At 55.3% G+C, this 16,536-nt stretch carries 16 protein-coding genes; 11 read left to right on the top strand and 5 right to left on the bottom strand.

Going from position 1 to position 16,536, the window contains the following annotated elements:
• Window positions 1-8: 8 nt before the first annotated feature.
• Both hemD and hemC read right to left on the bottom strand, forming a co-directional pair.
• Entirely contained in the window at window positions 9-749 is a 741-nt protein-coding gene (gene hemD, locus HVX64_RS22850) for a uroporphyrinogen-III synthase (RefSeq protein ID WP_044258294.1), read from the bottom strand.
• Window positions 746-1,687 (bottom strand): hydroxymethylbilane synthase, encoded by a 942-nt coding sequence (gene hemC, locus HVX64_RS22845; RefSeq protein WP_042998804.1) that lies wholly within the window; start codon window positions 1,685-1,687, stop codon window positions 746-748. The genes hemD and hemC overlap by 4 nt, the downstream gene beginning before the upstream one ends.
• A 390-nt stretch (window positions 1,688-2,077) precedes the next feature.
• On the opposite strand from hemC, the gene cyaA reads away from it, so the two are divergent.
• Complete coding sequence (gene cyaA, locus HVX64_RS22840; RefSeq protein WP_042998805.1) at window positions 2,078-4,624, top strand: class I adenylate cyclase; 2,547 nt, start codon at window positions 2,078-2,080, stop codon at window positions 4,622-4,624.
• 33 nt (window positions 4,625-4,657) lie between these two features.
• On the opposite strand, the gene cyaY is transcribed toward cyaA, so the two are convergent.
• The gene (gene cyaY, locus HVX64_RS22835) at window positions 4,658-4,978 is read right to left on the bottom strand and encodes an iron donor protein CyaY (protein WP_042998806.1); all 321 of its coding nucleotides are present in this window, start codon (window positions 4,976-4,978) and stop codon (window positions 4,658-4,660) included.
• 138 nt (window positions 4,979-5,116) lie between these two features.
• Between cyaY and HVX64_RS22830 the strand changes: the two genes are divergently transcribed.
• From HVX64_RS22830 to corA, 8 genes are all read left to right on the top strand, one after another.
• Window positions 5,117-5,320: a lipoprotein gene (locus tag HVX64_RS22830; RefSeq protein ID WP_042326113.1), complete on the top strand. Its 204-nt coding sequence runs from the start codon at window positions 5,117-5,119 to the stop codon at window positions 5,318-5,320.
• Between the two features lie 36 nt (window positions 5,321-5,356).
• A complete protein-coding gene (gene dapF / locus HVX64_RS22825) occupies window positions 5,357-6,181 on the top strand; it encodes a diaminopimelate epimerase (RefSeq protein WP_044258296.1) in 825 nt (274 codons plus the stop codon).
• On the top strand, window positions 6,178-6,885 hold the full coding sequence (locus HVX64_RS22820) for a DUF484 domain-containing protein (protein WP_042998808.1): 708 nt from the start codon (window positions 6,178-6,180) through the stop codon (window positions 6,883-6,885). Before dapF ends, HVX64_RS22820 begins: the two co-directional genes overlap by 4 nt.
• Window positions 6,882-7,778 carry a tyrosine recombinase XerC gene (xerC, locus tag HVX64_RS22815; RefSeq protein WP_181825197.1) on the top strand — a complete coding sequence of 299 codons (897 nt, stop codon included), beginning with the start codon at window positions 6,882-6,884 and terminating at the stop codon, window positions 7,776-7,778. The genes HVX64_RS22820 and xerC overlap by 4 nt, the downstream gene beginning before the upstream one ends.
• Window positions 7,778-8,494, top strand: a complete 717-nt coding sequence (gene yigB, locus HVX64_RS22810) for a 5-amino-6-(5-phospho-D-ribitylamino)uracil phosphatase YigB (protein WP_042998810.1) — start codon at window positions 7,778-7,780, stop codon at window positions 8,492-8,494. Before xerC ends, yigB begins: the two co-directional genes overlap by 1 nt.
• 86 nt (window positions 8,495-8,580) lie before the next feature.
• Window positions 8,581-10,743, top strand: coding sequence for a DNA helicase II (uvrD, locus tag HVX64_RS22805; protein WP_181825196.1), 2,163 nt, complete (start codon window positions 8,581-8,583; stop codon window positions 10,741-10,743).
• Between the two features lie 148 nt (window positions 10,744-10,891).
• The gene (gene ysgD, locus HVX64_RS24020; RefSeq protein ID WP_212723238.1) at window positions 10,892-10,948 is read left to right on the top strand and encodes a YsgD/CorL family protein; all 57 of its coding nucleotides are present in this window, start codon (window positions 10,892-10,894) and stop codon (window positions 10,946-10,948) included.
• A 154-nt stretch (window positions 10,949-11,102) separates the two neighbouring features.
• A complete protein-coding gene (gene corA / locus HVX64_RS22800) occupies window positions 11,103-12,053 on the top strand; it encodes a magnesium/cobalt transporter CorA (protein WP_042326126.1) in 951 nt (316 codons plus the stop codon).
• A 90-nt stretch (window positions 12,054-12,143) separates the two neighbouring features.
• Here the strand turns inward: corA and rarD are convergent, their stop codons facing one another.
• Together rarD and yigI are read right to left on the bottom strand one after the other, a co-directional pair.
• On the bottom strand, window positions 12,144-13,037 hold the full coding sequence (gene rarD, locus HVX64_RS22795; protein WP_044258301.1) for an EamA family transporter RarD: 894 nt from the start codon (window positions 13,035-13,037) through the stop codon (window positions 12,144-12,146).
• 43 nt (window positions 13,038-13,080) lie between these two features.
• Window positions 13,081-13,548: an acyl-CoA thioesterase YigI gene (gene yigI / locus HVX64_RS22790; protein ID WP_042998813.1), complete on the bottom strand. Its 468-nt coding sequence runs from the start codon at window positions 13,546-13,548 to the stop codon at window positions 13,081-13,083.
• A gap of 164 nt (window positions 13,549-13,712) precedes the next feature.
• Between yigI and pldA the strand changes: the two genes are divergently transcribed.
• Both pldA and recQ read left to right on the top strand, forming a co-directional pair.
• Window positions 13,713-14,582: a phospholipase A gene (gene pldA, locus HVX64_RS22785; protein ID WP_042998814.1), complete on the top strand. Its 870-nt coding sequence runs from the start codon at window positions 13,713-13,715 to the stop codon at window positions 14,580-14,582.
• Window positions 14,583-14,666: 84 nt separating this feature from the next.
• Window positions 14,667-16,496, top strand: a complete 1,830-nt coding sequence (gene recQ, locus HVX64_RS22780; protein ID WP_044258305.1) for an ATP-dependent DNA helicase RecQ — start codon at window positions 14,667-14,669, stop codon at window positions 16,494-16,496.
• The last annotated feature ends 40 nt before the right edge of the window (window positions 16,497-16,536 follow it).

Below are 16,536 nucleotides of genomic sequence, written 5' to 3'. Positions count from 1 at the left end.
TATGAGAGTTATTGTAATGCGCGCAGTAGCGCATCGTTGTCGGCGTTATCAGCGACCTTAATATCTTGCCAGCCCAGTTCCCGGGCGAGGTGCGCCAGACGCTCGCTGACGACAATAAGCCGACAGCGTAGTAACCAGTTTTCGCGATACCACTGCGGGATTAGTGCGTTAAGCTGTTGCAGCATTTCCCCGCTGGTGACCACTATCGTTGTCACGCCGCGCGACTGCCAGCGCATCGCTTCTTGTGCCCCATCGTAAGGTTTAGCACTACGTTGATAACATTCATAAAACGTGACATCTGCACCGCGTGCCGCCAGGGTTTCGCCTAATAGCTCCCGACCGCCGTTGCCGCGTAATATCAGCGCACGTTTGCCCGCAATATTTTGTAATTCAGGTAATTGTAGCAAGACTTCGCTGATTTCCCGATCCAGTGGATAGCGAATGTCATATCCGCTGACGGTATGCAGCGCCAGGGCGGTCGTGCGACCAATAGCAAAATAGTGCGCGGCGGCCGGCCACTTCAGCCCTTCACGTTCCAGTTGCGCATGGGCAAAAGAGACCGCGTGCTGTGACAGCACAAAGAGCAGATCGTTATCAGTGATCGTCGAAAACACCCCGGCCAGTCGCGATAAATCCTGACCCGGGGTAAATTCGATGAGCGGAAAACTCCAGGCCTCCTGCCCCAGTGTGCGCAGACGGCTCACTAACGCTTCCCCTGCGGGAGACGGGCGGGTGACCAGGATACTCATGCGGGGGATTCTCCGTTATAAACCTCGGTCAGAATCGCGCGCGCGCCGTTATCCAGCAGCTCTTCGGCCAGCGAAATGCCCATCTGCTCCGCCTGATCGGGCGAGCCACGGCGCTCTCCGCGTACCATTTGTGAACCGTCTGGCGCACCGACCAGCGCGCGTAGCCAAATCTCACCATCAATGATTTCAGCATAGCTGCCAATTGGCACCTGACAGCCCCCTTCCAGGCGGGTGTTCATGGCGCGCTCGGCTTTGACGCGAAGGGCGGTCATTTCATCATTCAGCGGGGCCAGCAGCGCCTGAGTCCGGCTATCGTCGAGGCGGCATTCGATGCCAACTGCGCCTTGCCCCACGGCAGGCAGCGACACTTCTGGTGGTAGCGCCGTGCGGATACGCGATTCCAGCCCTAAGCGTTTTAAACCGGCAACGGCCAGGATAATGGCATCATAGTCGCCGTTATCCAGCTTGCTCAGGCGGGTTCCAACGTTGCCGCGCAGTGAACGAATGACGAGATCCGGACGGCGTTCTGCCAGCTGACACTGGCGACGCAAACTGGAGGTGCCCACGATGCTGCCGGCAGGCAGTTCATCAAGGGTGTTATATGTGTTCGAGACAAAGGCGTCGCGCGGATCGTCGCGCTCACAGATAGTAACCAGTCCCAGACCTTCCGGAAATTCAACCGGAACATCTTTCATTGAGTGCACCGCGATGTCGGCACGTTTTTCGAGCAGCGCAACTTCCAGCTCTTTTACGAACAGACCTTTGCCGCCTACTTTCGCCAGTGGGGTATCAAGAATGACATCACCACGCGTCACCATAGGCACCAGCTCCACGACCAGGCCGGGATGGCTCGCCATCAGAGCGTCTTTGACATAATGTGCCTGCCAGAGCGCGAGGGGGCTTTGGCGTGTGGCAATTCTTAAAACATTGTCTAACATGCTTGTTACCGTCATTATCGTCCGTGGTTCATCCTAACATCCTTACAAGTGGGATGTCAGTGTTACGGTCAAAGGTAAGTCAAGGATAAGACGCTGTGTTGCGGCTGGCAGTATTTAATGACGAGAAACCGTCCGGGCGTACTTCAGAATTTACGCGAAGCGATTGGTGCTACACTTGTATGTAGCGCATCTTTCTTTACGGTCAATGAGCAAGGTGTTAAATTGATCACGTTTTAGGCCATTTTTTCGACTGAACGCACAAAAAAAAGGTCGTAAAAGGTAACGGTTATTTTTGTCATTTGGTTTATCCCGAATGGTGAAGGTTGTTGGTAAGCGGATCGCGCTGCGACAATCGACGGCATGACGGGTAGCAACATCAGGCGATACGTCTTGTACCTCTATATTGAGACTCTGAAACAGAGACTGGATGCCATTAATCAACTGCGTGTGGATCGCGCGCTTGCTGCCATGGGACCTGCTTTCCAGCAGGTGTACAGTCTTCTGCCGACATTATTGCACTATCACCATCCGCTGATGCCGGGATACCTCGATGGTAACGTTCCCAGAGGCATTTGCTTTTACACGCCTGATGAAACCCAACGCCACTATCTGAACGAACTGGAACTGTATCGCGGTCTGGCGCCGCAGGATCCACCAAAAGGTGAATTGCCGATTACCGGCGTTTACTCCATGGGCAGCACCTCCTCTGTCGGACAAAGCTGTTCGTCGGATCTTGATATCTGGGTGTGTCACCAGTCCTGGCTGGACAGCGAAGAACGACAACTGCTGCAGCGTAAATGTAGCCTGCTGGAAAGCTGGGCCGCTTCGCTGGGTGTGGAAGTCAGCTTCTTCCTGATTGATGAAAACCGTTTCCGCCATAACGAAAGCGGCAGTCTGGGTGGTGAAGACTGTGGTTCGACGCAGCATATCCTGCTGCTTGATGAATTCTATCGCACCGCGGTGCGTCTCGCCGGTAAGCGTATTCTGTGGAATATGGTGCCGGGCGATGAAGAAGAGCATTACGACGACTACGTTATGACGCTCTACGCTCAGGGTGTGCTCACGCCAAATGAATGGCTGGACCTGGGCGGATTAAGCTCGCTCTCCGCTGAAGAGTACTTCGGCGCCAGCCTCTGGCAACTGTATAAAAGTATCGATTCACCGTACAAGGCGGTGCTGAAAACGCTGTTGCTGGAAGCCTACTCCTGGGAATACCCCAATCCACGCCTGTTGGCGAAAGACATTAAACAGCGCCTGCATGACGGCGAGATCGTCTCGTTTGGTCTTGACCCGTACTGCATGATGCTGGAACGCGTGACGGAATACCTCACGGCGATTGAAGATCCGACGCGCCTGGATTTAGTGCGCCGATGTTTTTACTTAAAAGTTTGCGAAAAACTGAGCCGCGAACGCGCCTGCGTCGGCTGGCGTCGTGAAGTGCTCAGTCAGTTAGTAAGCGAGTGGGGATGGGACGAAAATCGTCTGGCCATGCTCGACAACCGGGCGAACTGGAAGATTGATCAGGTACGTGAAGCGCACAACGAACTGCTCGATGCCATGATGCAGAGCTACCGTAATCTGATCCGCTTTGCGCGTCGTAATAATCTCAGTGTCAGCGCCAGCCCGCAGGATATTGGCGTTCTGACCCGTAAGCTGTACGCCGCGTTTGAAGCGTTACCCGGTAAAGTTACGCTGGTGAACCCACAGATTTCGCCGGACCTCTCTGAACCGAACTTAACCTTTATCCACGTTCCGCCAGGTCGCGCCAACCGTTCAGGTTGGTATCTCTACAACCGTGCGCCAAACATGGATTCCATCATCAGCCATCAGCCGCTGGAATATAACCGCTATCTGAATAAGCTGGTGGCCTGGGCGTGGTTTAACGGTCTGCTGACGTCGCGCACGCATCTGTTTATTAAGGGCAACGGCATTGTCGATCTGCCGAAATTGCAGGAGATGGTGGCCGATGTGTCGCACCATTTCCCGCTGCGTTTGCCTGCGCCGACGCCGAAAGCGCTCTACAGCCCGTGTGAAATTCGCCATCTGGCGATCATCGTTAACCTCGAATATGACCCGACGGCGGCATTCCGCAATCAGGTGGTCCATTTTGACTTCCGTAAGCTGGATGTTTTCAGCTTTGGCGAAGAGCAAAATTGCCTGGTGGGCAGCGTAGATCTGCTGTACCGCAACTCGTGGAATGAAGTGCGTACGCTGCATTTCAACGGCGAACAGGCGATGATAGAAGCACTGAAAACGATTCTGGGCAAAATGCACCAGGACGCCGCGCCGCCGGACAGCGTGGAAGTGTTCTGCTACAGCCAGCATCTGCGTGGTTTGATTCGTACCCGCGTGCAGCAACTGGTTTCAGAGTGCATCGAGCTGCGTCTCTCCAGTACCCGTCAGGAGACAGGGCGCTTTAAGGCACTGCGCGTTTCCGGTCAGACATGGGGCCTGTTCTTTGAACGCCTGAATGTGTCGGTACAGAAGCTGGAAAACGCCATTGAGTTCTACGGCGCAATTTCGCATAACAAATTGCACGGCCTGTCAGTTCAGGTGGAAACCAATCAGGTGAAACTGCCGTCGGTCGTGGATGGCTTCGCCAGCGAAGGGATCATTCAGTTCTTCTTTGAAGAGACTGGTGATGAGAAGGGCTTTAACATCTACATTCTGGACGAGAGTAACCGGGCGGAAGTGTATCATCACTGCGAAGGCAGCAAAGAAGAGCTGGTGCGCGACGTCAGCCGTTTCTACTCCTCGTCGCACGACCGCTTTACCTACGGCTCCAGTTTCATCAACTTCAACCTGCCGCAGTTCTATCAGATTGTGAATACGGACGGGCGCGCACAGGTGATCCCGTTCCGCGCACAATCACTCGGCAACGTTCCGCCAGCCAATCAGGATAACGACACGCCGCAGTTGCAGCAGTATTTCTCGTGATAGTTTTGCCGGATGTTATCCGGCAAATAAGACTTAACGGAAGCTGACTTCTTCGCCCGCCTGATGCGTTGCCGCCTGTTCCAGCAGATCCCAGAAGGTTTCTCCGCTCCGGTCGCAAACCCATTCGTCCCCTTTCAGGTCAAAATGGTAGCCGCCCTGTTTGGTCGCCAGCCACACCTGGTGCAGCGGTTCCTGACGGTTAATAATGATTTTGCTGCCGTTTTCAAAGCTAATGGTCAGTACGCCGCCATTGATTTCGCAGTCGATATCGCTGTCGCCGTCCCAGTCGTCCAGACGTTCTTCGATGGTCATCCACAAGGTATCGGCCAGGCGATGAAATTCACTGTCGTTCATTGTCGTTTCCCGTTTTTTCGTGATGGCGGCAGTATAACCTGAAACAAATCGCGTTGCAGATTACAGGCAAACTCTTGCTTTTACGCCTTCTCCTGCGATGATAGAAAACAGAAAGTATGAACTTACAGGCAATCCATAATGAAAAACGTGTTTCAGGCACTCGCTGTTCTTCTCACTCTGTTCAGCCTGACGGGTTGTGGCCTTAAAGGGCCGCTCTATTTCCCTCCGGCTGATAAAAATGCACCGCCGCCGACTAAACCGGTTGATACACAAACGCAATCCACCACGCCCGATCAAAACGATCGTGCCACGGGAGATGGGCCTTCCCAGGTGAACTACTGACGGTGTGTTTCTGTACCCGCGTGAACGGAGTGAATAATGCAATTCTCTAAAATGCATGGCCTTGGCAACGATTTTATGGTCGTCGACGCGGTAACGCAGAATGTCTTTTTTTCGCCAGAATTGATCCGTCGTTTATCTGACAGGCATCTGGGGGTGGGGTTTGATCAACTGCTGGTGGTTGAACCTCCGTACGATCCTGAGCTGGATTTTCATTACCGCATTTTTAATGCCGACGGCAGTGAAGTGTCGCAGTGTGGTAACGGCGCGCGCTGTTTTGCCCGTTTTGTGCGCCTCAAGGGGTTAACCAACAAACGTGATATTCGCGTCAGTACGGCGAATGGGCGGATGGTGTTGAGCGTGACGGACGATGAGTTGGTGCGCGTCAACATGGGTGAACCCAATTTTGAGCCATCGCAGGTGCCTTTTCGCGCTAACAAAGCGGAAAAGACCTATATTATGCGAGCGGCGGAACAGACAATATTGTGCGGTGTCGTTTCAATGGGTAATCCGCACTGTGTGATTCAGGTCGACGATGTTGATACGGCGGCGGTGGAAACGCTGGGACCGATTCTGGAAAGTCACGAACGTTTTCCTGAACGGGCCAATATCGGTTTTATGCAGATCATGAAACGCGAGCATATTCGCCTACGCGTTTATGAGCGCGGCGCGGGAGAGACACAGGCCTGTGGGAGCGGCGCGTGCGCGGCCGTCGCCGTCGGCATTCAGCAAGGTTTGCTGGCGGAAGAGGTCCGCGTGGAATTACCGGGCGGTCGCCTTGATATCGCCTGGAAAGGTCCGGGTCATCCGTTATACATGACTGGCCCGGCGGCACATGTCTATGACGGGTTTATCCATCTATGAAGCAGCCAGGGGAAGAACTACAGGAAACGCTTACGGAACTCGATGACCGGGCGGTCGTCGACTATCTGCAGAAAAACCCTGAGTTTTTTATCCGCAATGCGCATGCCGTGGAAGCGATGCGGGTGCCGCACCCGGTGCGGGGCACCGTCTCGCTCGTTGAGTGGCACATGGCCCGCGCGCGTAATCACATTAACGTCCTTGAAGAAAATATGTCGCTGTTGATGGCGCAGGCGAATGCCAACGAAAGCCTGTTTTATCGCCTGTTGCATTTGCAGGGACGTCTGGTTGCCGCGACCAGCCTGGACGATATGCTGATGCGCTTTCATCGCTGGGCGCGTGAACTGGGCCTTGCCGGTGCCACGGTGCGCCTGTTTCCCGATCGCTGGCGTCTCGGCGCGCCGTCAAGCTATACCCATCTGGCGTTAAGCCGCCAGGCCTTCGAACCGCTGCGTATTCAGCGGCTAGGGCAGGAGCAGCACTATCTGGGCACCTTAAACGGTCCGGAATTGCTGGTGGTGTTGCCGGAGGCGAAGGCGATTGGTTCGGTGGCGATGTCGATGCTGGGACGTGACGGCGATTTGGGCGTCATTTTGTTCAGCAGCCGCGACACGCATCACTATCAGGCAGGCCAGGGAACGCAACTCCTGCATGAAATCGCGCTAATGATGCCGGATCTGCTGGAGCGCTGGATTGAGCGCGTATGACGGACTTTGCCACCGATGTCACCCGATTTCTGCGCTATCTGGGCGTAGAACGCCAGCTTAGCCCCATCACCCTGAAAAACTATCAGCGTCAGCTTGATGCCATCATCGCTTTAGCCGGCGAAACCGGACTACAAAGCTGGCAACAATGTGACGCTGCAATGGTGCGCAGTTTCGCGGTGCGCAGCCGCCGTAAAGGACTTGGCCCTGCGAGCCTCGCGCTACGCCTCTCTGCTCTGCGCAGCTTCTTCGACTGGATGATCCGCGAAGGCAAGCTGAATGCCAATCCGGCTAAGGGCGTACCGGCGCCCAAAACGCCGCGCCATCTGCCGAAAAATATCGATGTTGATGATGTGAACCGTCTGTTGGATATCGACCTTAACGATCCGCTCGCCGTGCGCGACCGTGCGATGCTGGAGGTGATGTACGGTGCGGGTCTGCGTTTGTCGGAGCTGGTGGGGCTGGACATCAAACATCTGGATCTCGACAGCGGTGAAGTGTGGGTGATGGGGAAAGGCAGCAAAGAGCGTCGCCTGCCCATTGGTCGCAATGCGGTGGCGTGGATTGAGCACTGGCTGGATCTGCGCGGGTTGTTTGGCAGCGAGGAAGACGCGCTGTTCCTGTCGAAGCTGGGCAACCGTATTTCCGCGCGCAACGTGCAAAAGCGTTTTGCCGAGTGGGGCATTAAGCAGGGGTTAAACAGCCACGTGCATCCGCATAAGCTGCGCCACTCGTTTGCCACGCATATGCTGGAATCGAGCGGTGACCTGCGAGGCGTACAGGAACTGCTGGGACACGCCAACCTCTCGACCACGCAAATCTATACTCATCTTGATTTTCAACACCTGGCCTCGGTGTACGATGCGGCGCATCCACGCGCCAAACGGGGGAAATAATGCGTTTTTACCGGTCTCCAGGACCCATCTCGGCGATCACGTTCGATCTCGATGACACTCTTTACGATAACCGTCCGGTTATCCAGCGCACCGAACAGGAAGCGCTCGCCTTTGTGCAAAACTACCATCCGGCGCTACGCACGCTGCAAAATACTGATCTGCAACGCTTGCGTCAGGCGGTACGGGAAGCGGAGCCGGAAATTTACCACGATGTCACCCGCTGGCGTCATCGCGCCGTCGAGCGTGCCATGCTAAACGCCGGACTCTCCGCGCAGGAGGCGGTTGCGGGGGCGAATGCCGCGATGATGAACTTTGCGAAGTGGCGCAGTCAGGTCGATGTCCCGCAAGAGACGCACGACACGCTGAAAGCGTTAGCGAGAAAGTGGCCGCTGGTGGCGATCACCAACGGCAACGCGCAGCCGGAGCTGTTCGGCCTCGGCGACTATTTCGAATTTGTGCTGCGCGCCGGTCCGGACGGACGCTCAAAGCCGTTCAGTGATATGTACTTTCTGGCGGCGGAAAAGTTAACTGTGCCGATCGGCGAGATCCTGCACGTGGGCGACGATCTGACGACCGACGTTGCCGGGGCGATCCGCAGTGGGTTGCAGGCCTGCTGGATTAAACCGGAAAATGCCGACCTGATGCACACTTTTGACAGCCGCTTACTGCCACATATTGAGATTTCACAGTTGGCATCTCTGACCTCGCTGATATAATCACCAGCAGTTCTGTATAAATACACAGCTTTTTGGCGGATGGCGCGACGCTTATCCGCCCTACTTCTTTTAATGCGGCGGTGCCAATGGACGTTTCTTATCTGCTCGACAGCCTCAATGATAAACAGCGCGAAGCGGTGGCCGCGCCACGTAGCAACATGCTGGTTCTCGCGGGGGCAGGGAGCGGTAAGACACGCGTACTGGTACACCGTATCGCCTGGCTGCTGACGGTAGAAAATAACTCGCCGTATTCGATTATGGCGGTAACCTTTACCAATAAAGCGGCGGCGGAGATGCGTCATCGTATCGGCCAGATTATGGGCACCAGCCAGGGCGGCATGTGGGTCGGCACTTTCCACGGTCTGGCGCACCGACTGTTGCGCGCGCATCACATGGATGCGAATTTGCCGCAGGATTTTCAGATCCTCGACAGCGAAGACCAGTTGCGTCTGCTCAAGCGTCTGATTAAGGCGATGAACCTCGACGAGAAGCAGTGGCCGGCGCGTCAGGCGATGTGGTACATCAACGGACAGAAAGACGAAGGTCTGCGCCCACATCATATTCAGAGTTTCGGTAACCCGATTGAGCAGACCTGGCAGAAGGTGTATCAGGCCTATCAGGAAGCGTGCGATCGTGCGGGGCTGGTGGATTTTGCCGAACTACTGCTGCGCGCGCATGAGCTGTGGCTCAACAAACCGCATATTCTTCAGCACTACCGCGAACGTTTCACGAATATCCTGGTGGACGAATTCCAGGATACCAACAACATCCAGTATGCCTGGATCCGTCTGCTGGCTGGCGATACCGGCAAAGTGATGATCGTGGGCGATGACGACCAGTCGATCTACGGCTGGCGCGGCGCGCAGGTAGAAAACATCCAGCGCTTCCTGAACGACTTCCCCGGTGCGCAAACCATCCGTCTTGAGCAGAACTACCGCTCAACCAGTAATATTCTCAGCGCGGCGAACGCTCTGATCGAGAACAACAATGGGCGTCTGGGTAAAAAGCTGTGGACCGATGGCGTCGAAGGCGAGCCCATTTCACTCTACTGCGCGTTTAACGAGCTGGATGAAGCGCGCTTTGTCGTCAACCGGATCAAAACCTGGCAGGACAACGGTGGCGCGCTGGAACAGTGCGCTATTCTCTACCGCAGTAACGCCCAGTCGCGTGTGCTGGAAGAGACGCTGCTACAGGCCAGTATGCCGTACCGCATATACGGCGGCATGCGCTTCTTCGAGCGTCAGGAAATCAAAGATGCGCTCTCTTATCTGCGCCTGATTGCGAACCGCAATGATGACGCCGCCTTTGAACGCGTGGTGAATACCCCGACGCGCGGGATTGGCGATCGGACGCTGGACGTGGTGCGCCAGACGTCACGCGATCGCCAGCTCACGCTGTGGCAGGCGTGCCGCGAGCTGTTGCAGGAAAAAGCGCTGGCCGGTCGTGCCGCCAGTGCGCTGCAACGCTTTATGGAACTCATTGACGCACTGGCGCAGGAAACGGCAGATATGCCGCTGCACGTGCAGACTGACCGGGTGATTAAAGATTCCGGCCTGCGCATGATGTACGAGCAGGAGAAAGGCGAGAAAGGTCAGACCCGCATCGAGAACTTAGAGGAACTGGTGACGGCGACGCGCCAGTTCAGCTACAACGACGAAGACGAAGATCTGATGCCGTTGCAGGCCTTTCTCTCCCATGCGGCGCTGGAAGCGGGCGAAGGGCAGGCGGATACCTGGCAGGATGCGGTACAGCTCATGACGCTGCACTCGGCGAAAGGGCTGGAGTTCCCGCAGGTGTTTATCGTCGGGATGGAAGAGGGGATGTTCCCCAGCCAGATGTCACTGGATGAGGGCGGACGCCTTGAAGAAGAGCGTCGTCTGGCCTATGTCGGCGTGACCCGTGCGATGCAGAAACTGACCCTAACCTATGCCGAAACGCGTCGCTTGTATGGCAAAGAGGTGTATCACCGTCCGTCGCGCTTCATCGGTGAGTTGCCGGAAGCGTGCGTTGAAGAGGTCCGTCTGCGTGCAACGATCAGCCGTCCGGTGAGCCATCAGCGGATGGGGACGCCGATGGCGGAAAACGACACCGGTTACAAGCTGGGCCAGCGTGTGCGCCATGCTAAGTTCGGCGAGGGCACCATTGTGAATCTGGAGGGCAGCGGCGAACACAGCCGGTTGCAGGTGGCTTTCCAGGGACAGGGAATTAAATGGCTCGTTGCTGCGTATGCGAAGTTAGAAACGGTCTAACTTATAGATAATTATCACTTTAATTTCCCCCTCTGCTAACCTTTCTGCATAAGGGGAAATTATTACTTTTTCGCGTTTCGTTGCGTGTTGACGGCAAATTTTTGCTGGCGTAACATGCGCGCACGATTACGCTAAGAGGACATTCGCCTTGGACACACCCAGTAGATACTGGCTCATTATCCTGTCATCCAGGATCAACTCCTAAGGCTATCCCTTTTTGCTGATAGCCTTAGCGGTTGTCAGCGACCTTCTCTTTTTTCCCGTCGCGCTGAGTCAGGCTGTTTAATGGTCTGAAACCCAATTTGTTTCTGTGTGCCCACCGAACTGTCCGATATTTTTAAGCATTGGGAGTCCCGGTCATGCTGAGCGCATTTCAACTGGAAAATAACCGACTCACCCGGCTGGAAGTCGAAGAGTCACAAACCCTGATTGATGCCGTCTGGGTCGACCTGGTCGAGCCCGACGACGACGAGCGACTGCGCGTACAATCTGAGCTGGGCCAGAGCCTGGCGACCCGTCCTGAACTGGAAGACATCGAAGCATCCGCCCGTTTCTTCGAAGACGAAGACGGTCTGCACATCCACTCCTTTTTCTTCTTCGAAGATGCGGAAGACCACGCGGGTAACTCCACTGTGGCATTCACCATCCGCGATGGTCGCCTGTTTACCCTGCGTGAACGTGAACTGCCCGCGTTTCGTTTGTATCGTATGCGCGCCCGCAGCCAGGCCATGGTTGACGGTAACGCCTATGAACTGCTGCTGGATCTGTTCGAAACCAAAATCGAACAGCTGGCGGATGAAATCGAAAACATCTACAGCGATCTGGAAGAGCTGAGTCGGGTGATTATGGAAGGGCACCAGGGCGATGAGTACGATGAAGCCCTCTCGACGCTGGCAGAACTGGAAGATATCGGCTGGAAAGTCCGCCTGTGTCTGATGGATACCCAGCGTGCGCTGAACTTCCTGGTCCGCAAGGCGCGTTTACCGGGCGGACAACTGGAACAGGCGCGCGAGATCCTGCGAGATATCGAATCCCTGCTGCCGCACAATGAATCCCTGTTTCAGAAAGTGAACTTCCTGATGCAGGCGGCGATGGGCTTTATCAACATCGAGCAGAACCGCATCATCAAGATCTTCTCGGTGGTTTCCGTGGTTTTCCTGCCGCCGACGCTGGTGGCATCCAGCTATGGGATGAACTTTGAGTTTATGCCTGAACTGAAGTGGAGCTTTGGCTACCCGGGCGCGATTATCTTTATGCTGCTCGCCGGTCTGGCACCGTATCTGTACTTTAAACGGAAGAACTGGCTGTAATGGTTATGCCGGATGGCGCTTCGCTTATCCGGCTTACAGAAAGTACATCATCATAGGCCGGATAAGGCACAGCAGCCATCCGGCAACCCCCTAACTCCGACGTCCCCGTCTCTGCGTATAAATCGCATCCGTCACGAAGATCGCCAGCGCGACCCAGATAAAGGCAAATGTCACCATTTTATCCGCGCCCGGCACTTCACCGTAGAACGTGACGGCCAGCAGGAACATCAGCGTCGGGCCGATGTACTGGAAGAAGCCCAGCGTAGAAAGGCGCAGGCGCGTCGCCGCACCGGTAAAGCACAGCAGCGGAACCGTGGTCACCACCCCGGCGGCAATCAGCAGCAGGTTGAGCGACATCGGGTTCTGCCCCATATGGCTGGTTGCGCTGTCGGCGATACCGAACAGGTAGATGGCGGCAACAGGCAACAGCCACAAAGTTTCCACCAGCATCCCGGTTTGCGCTTCAACGGCGATTTTTTTGCGTACCAGACCGTAAAAGGCAAAGCTGAACGCCAGTCCCAGCGCGATGACGGGCAGTGAACCGAAGGTCCAGAGCTGCACCAGAACGCCACAGGTCGCCAGAATTACCGCCAGCCACTGCATCCGACGGAAGCGTTCACCGAGGAAAAGCATTCCCAGCACAATGTTCACCAGCGGGTTGATAAAATAACCCAGGCTGGCTTCCAGCATATGGTGGTTGTTTACCGCCCAGATAAACAACAGCCAGTTGCCTCCCACGAGTACCGCCGAGAGCGCCAACAGGAAGATCTTTTTCGGTGTTTTCAGCAGCGCTTTTACGCTCGACCACTGTCGGCTAATGCTGATCAGCGCCACCATAAAGAAAAACGACCAGATCACGCGATGGGTCAGGATTTCATCTGCGGGAACATAATAAATTAGCTTGAAGTACGCCGGAGCGATCCCCCAAATAAAATAGGCGGCAAGCGCGAGTAACACGCCCAGCCGCGTTTGTTTTGCATCCATCGGGAAAACTCATGTCTGAAATGTAACAACAGTTTACCTGTTTTTACCCCACCATATAAGTGGCGGTGGCGCTGGCAATATAAAGCTGCTCTTCGTTGTGTAATTCCACACGTGCGACGGCGACTTTATTCCCGGCGCGCAGCAGACTGCTGGTGGCGGTAAAGCGATTGCCCCGACCCGGACGCAGGTAGTCTACGCGCAGATCGATGGTCCCCATGCGAGACAGCCGCTGGCGCAGTTCGTCTTCACTGATGGTTTCATGGCGCGTCAGAGTACTGCCGACACACACCAGCCCGGCAGCCACGTCCAGCGCAGAGGCGATCACCCCGCCATGCAGTATGCTTTGCGCCCAGTTTCCCACCATCATCGGCTGATTATTAAACGCCAGTTGGGCAAACTCTTTCTCATAGCGTTCCAGTTCCAGGCCCAGCGCCCGGTTGAACGGCATGTGGTAGACAAACATTTCGCCCACAAGCTTCAGGACTTGTTCAGCAGTCAGTACGGCAGACATACGATTCCAACACTCCATTGGTTAATGAAATGTTGATGTTATGCTTCTTAAATGTTGTTTTCCACTTTAAGACGGGATAACTAACGAGGATGTGTGTAAATATGTAAAATGGTTGGCAGAATAATAGACAAATCAAAAATCTTTCGTTCAGGAGAACAACAAGAATGCGGGCGATTCTGGCTTGGTTGCTACCAGCAGCACTGCTGCCGCTGGCGGCGTATGCGCAAGAGGCGACGGTGAAAGAGGTTCATGATGCACCGGCGGTGCGGGGCAGTATTATCGCCAATATGTTGCAGGAGCATGATAATCCTTTTACGCTCTATCCCTACGATACGAACTATCTGATCTACACCAATACCAGCGACATGAACAAAGAAGCGATCAGTTCCTACAACTGGTCAGAAAATGCCCGCAAAGATGAAGTGAAGTTCCAGCTGAGCCTGGCGTTTCCGATCTGGCGTGGGATTATGGGGCCGAATTCGGTTCTGGGCGCCTCTTATACGCAGAAGTCCTGGTGGCAGTTATCCAATACAAAAGAGTCGTCACCATTTCGTGAAACCAACTATGAACCGCAGCTGTTCCTGGGTTTTGCTACCGATTACCGCGTTGCCGGATGGACGCTGCGCGACGTGGAAATGGGGTACAACCATGATTCGAACGGGCGTTCCGATCCGACATCACGTAGCTGGAACCGTCTTTACACGCGCCTGATGGCGGAAAATGGCAACTGGCTGGTAGAGGTTAAACCGTGGTACGTCATCGGCAGTACCGACGATAACCCGGATATCACCAAATACATGGGCTATTACCAGCTTAAGGTCGGCTATCACCTGGGCGATGCGGTCCTGAGCGCGAAGGGCCAGTACAACTGGAATACCGGTTACGGCGGCGCGGAGCTGGGGCTGAGTTATCCGATGACGAAGCATATTCGTCTCTATACCCAGGTATATAGCGGGTATGGCGAATCGCTGATCGACTATAACTTTAATCAGACGCGCGTCGGTGTGGGTGTGATGCTCAACGATATCTTCTGATCGATGATTGTGTTTTAAACATTGCAGTTTCTCCCTCAGGCGCTGAAAATAGCGCCTGTTTTGATTTAAGCGAACGGGGTTAATGTGGCGCAGGCGGAAGTGTTGAATCTGGAATCTGGAGCTAAGCAGGTTTTGCAAGAAACCTTTGGCTACCAGCAGTTTCGCCCGGGTCAGGAAGCGATCATCGACACCGTCGTTTCTGGGCGCGACTGCCTGGTCGTGATGCCGACCGGGGGCGGAAAATCCCTCTGCTATCAAATCCCTGCCTTACTGCTCAACGGCCTGACCGTGGTGGTTTCGCCGCTGATTTCCCTGATGAAAGATCAGGTCGACCAACTGCTGGCGAACGGCGTGGCGGCCGCTTGTCTGAATTCGACGCAAACCCGCGAGCAGCAGCTTGAAGTGATGACGGGGTGTCGTACCGGACAAATCCGTCTGCTGTATATCGCTCCTGAACGCCTGATGCTGGATAACTTCCTTGAGCACCTGGCGCACTGGAATCCGGTGTTACTGGCCGTGGACGAAGCGCACTGTATCTCGCAGTGGGGACATGATTTCCGCCCGGAATATGCCGCACTCGGCCAGCTCAGACAGCGTTTTCCCACACTGCCATTTGTCGCGCTGACCGCGACCGCTGATGAAACCACACGGCTGGATATTGTTCGTCTGCTGGGACTGAACGATCCCTTAATCCAGATCAGCAGTTTTGACCGTCCGAACATTCGCTACATGCTGATGGAGAAGTTTAAACCGCTCGATCAACTGATGCGTTACGTGCAGGAACAGCGTGGTAAATCCGGGATTATTTACTGTAACAGTCGTGCGAAAGTGGAGGACACCGCCGCGCGTCTGCAAAGCCGGGGCATTAGCGCCGCGGCATACCATGCAGGGCTGGAAAATCACATCCGCGCCGACGTGCAGGAGAAATTCCAGCGCGACGACCTGCAAATCGTGGTGGCGACCGTCGCTTTTGGCATGGGCATCAACAAACCTAACGTGCGTTTTGTGGTGCATTTCGATATTCCCCGCAACATTGAGTCCTACTACCAGGAGACCGGTCGTGCCGGGCGAGACGGCCTGCCCGCGGAGGCGATGCTGTTTTACGATCCGGCGGATATGGCGTGGCTGCGCCGCTGCCTGGAAGAAAAACCGCAGGGACAGCTACAGGATATCGAACGGCACAAGTTGAACGCGATGGGCGCGTTTGCCGAGGCGCAAACCTGTCGTCGTCTGGTGCTGCTTAACTACTTCGGTGAAGGGCGTCAGGAACCGTGCGGCAACTGCGATATCTGTCTTGATCCGCCAAAACAGTATGATGGCGTGAAGGACGCACAGATTGCGCTCTCGACCATTGGTCGGGTAAACCAGCGTTTTGGGATGGGTTACGTGGTGGAAGTGATACGCGGGGCTAACAGCCAGCGTATTCGCGAACTCGGCCACGACAAGCTCAAGGTGTACGGTATGGGGCGCGAACAGAGTCACGAGCACTGGGTGAGCGTGATCCGCCAGTTGATTCACCTGGGCTTCGTTACGCAAAATATCGCCCAGCATTCCGCGCTACAGCTCACCGATGCTTCACGTCCGCTGCTGCGCGGCGAGGTCGCCCTGCAACTCGCAGTGCCGCGTATTGTCGCCCTGAAACCGCGCGTCATGCAGAAATCTTTCGGCGGCAATTACGATCGCAAACTGTTCGCCAAACTGCGCAAGCTGCGTAAAGCTATTGCTGATGAAGAGAATATCCCGCCGTACGTCGTCTTCAACGACGCCACGCTGATTGAGATGGCGGAACAGATGCCGGTTTCCGCGAGCGAAATGCTCAGCGTCAACGGGGTGGGAATGCGCAAACTGGAACGCTTCGGTAAAGCGTTTATGGCGTTGATCCGCGCGCACGTTGATGGTGACGACGAAGAGTAGTCAGCCGGGCAAAAAAGTGCCAGGATGGTGACTCACTGAA

The sequence above is a fragment of the Citrobacter sp. RHB20-C16 genome, assembly GCF_013890155.1.
GTDB classification, from domain to species: Bacteria; Pseudomonadota; Gammaproteobacteria; order Enterobacterales; family Enterobacteriaceae; genus Citrobacter_A; species Citrobacter_A amalonaticus.
This window is presented reverse-complemented; position numbering and strand designations above follow the sequence as displayed.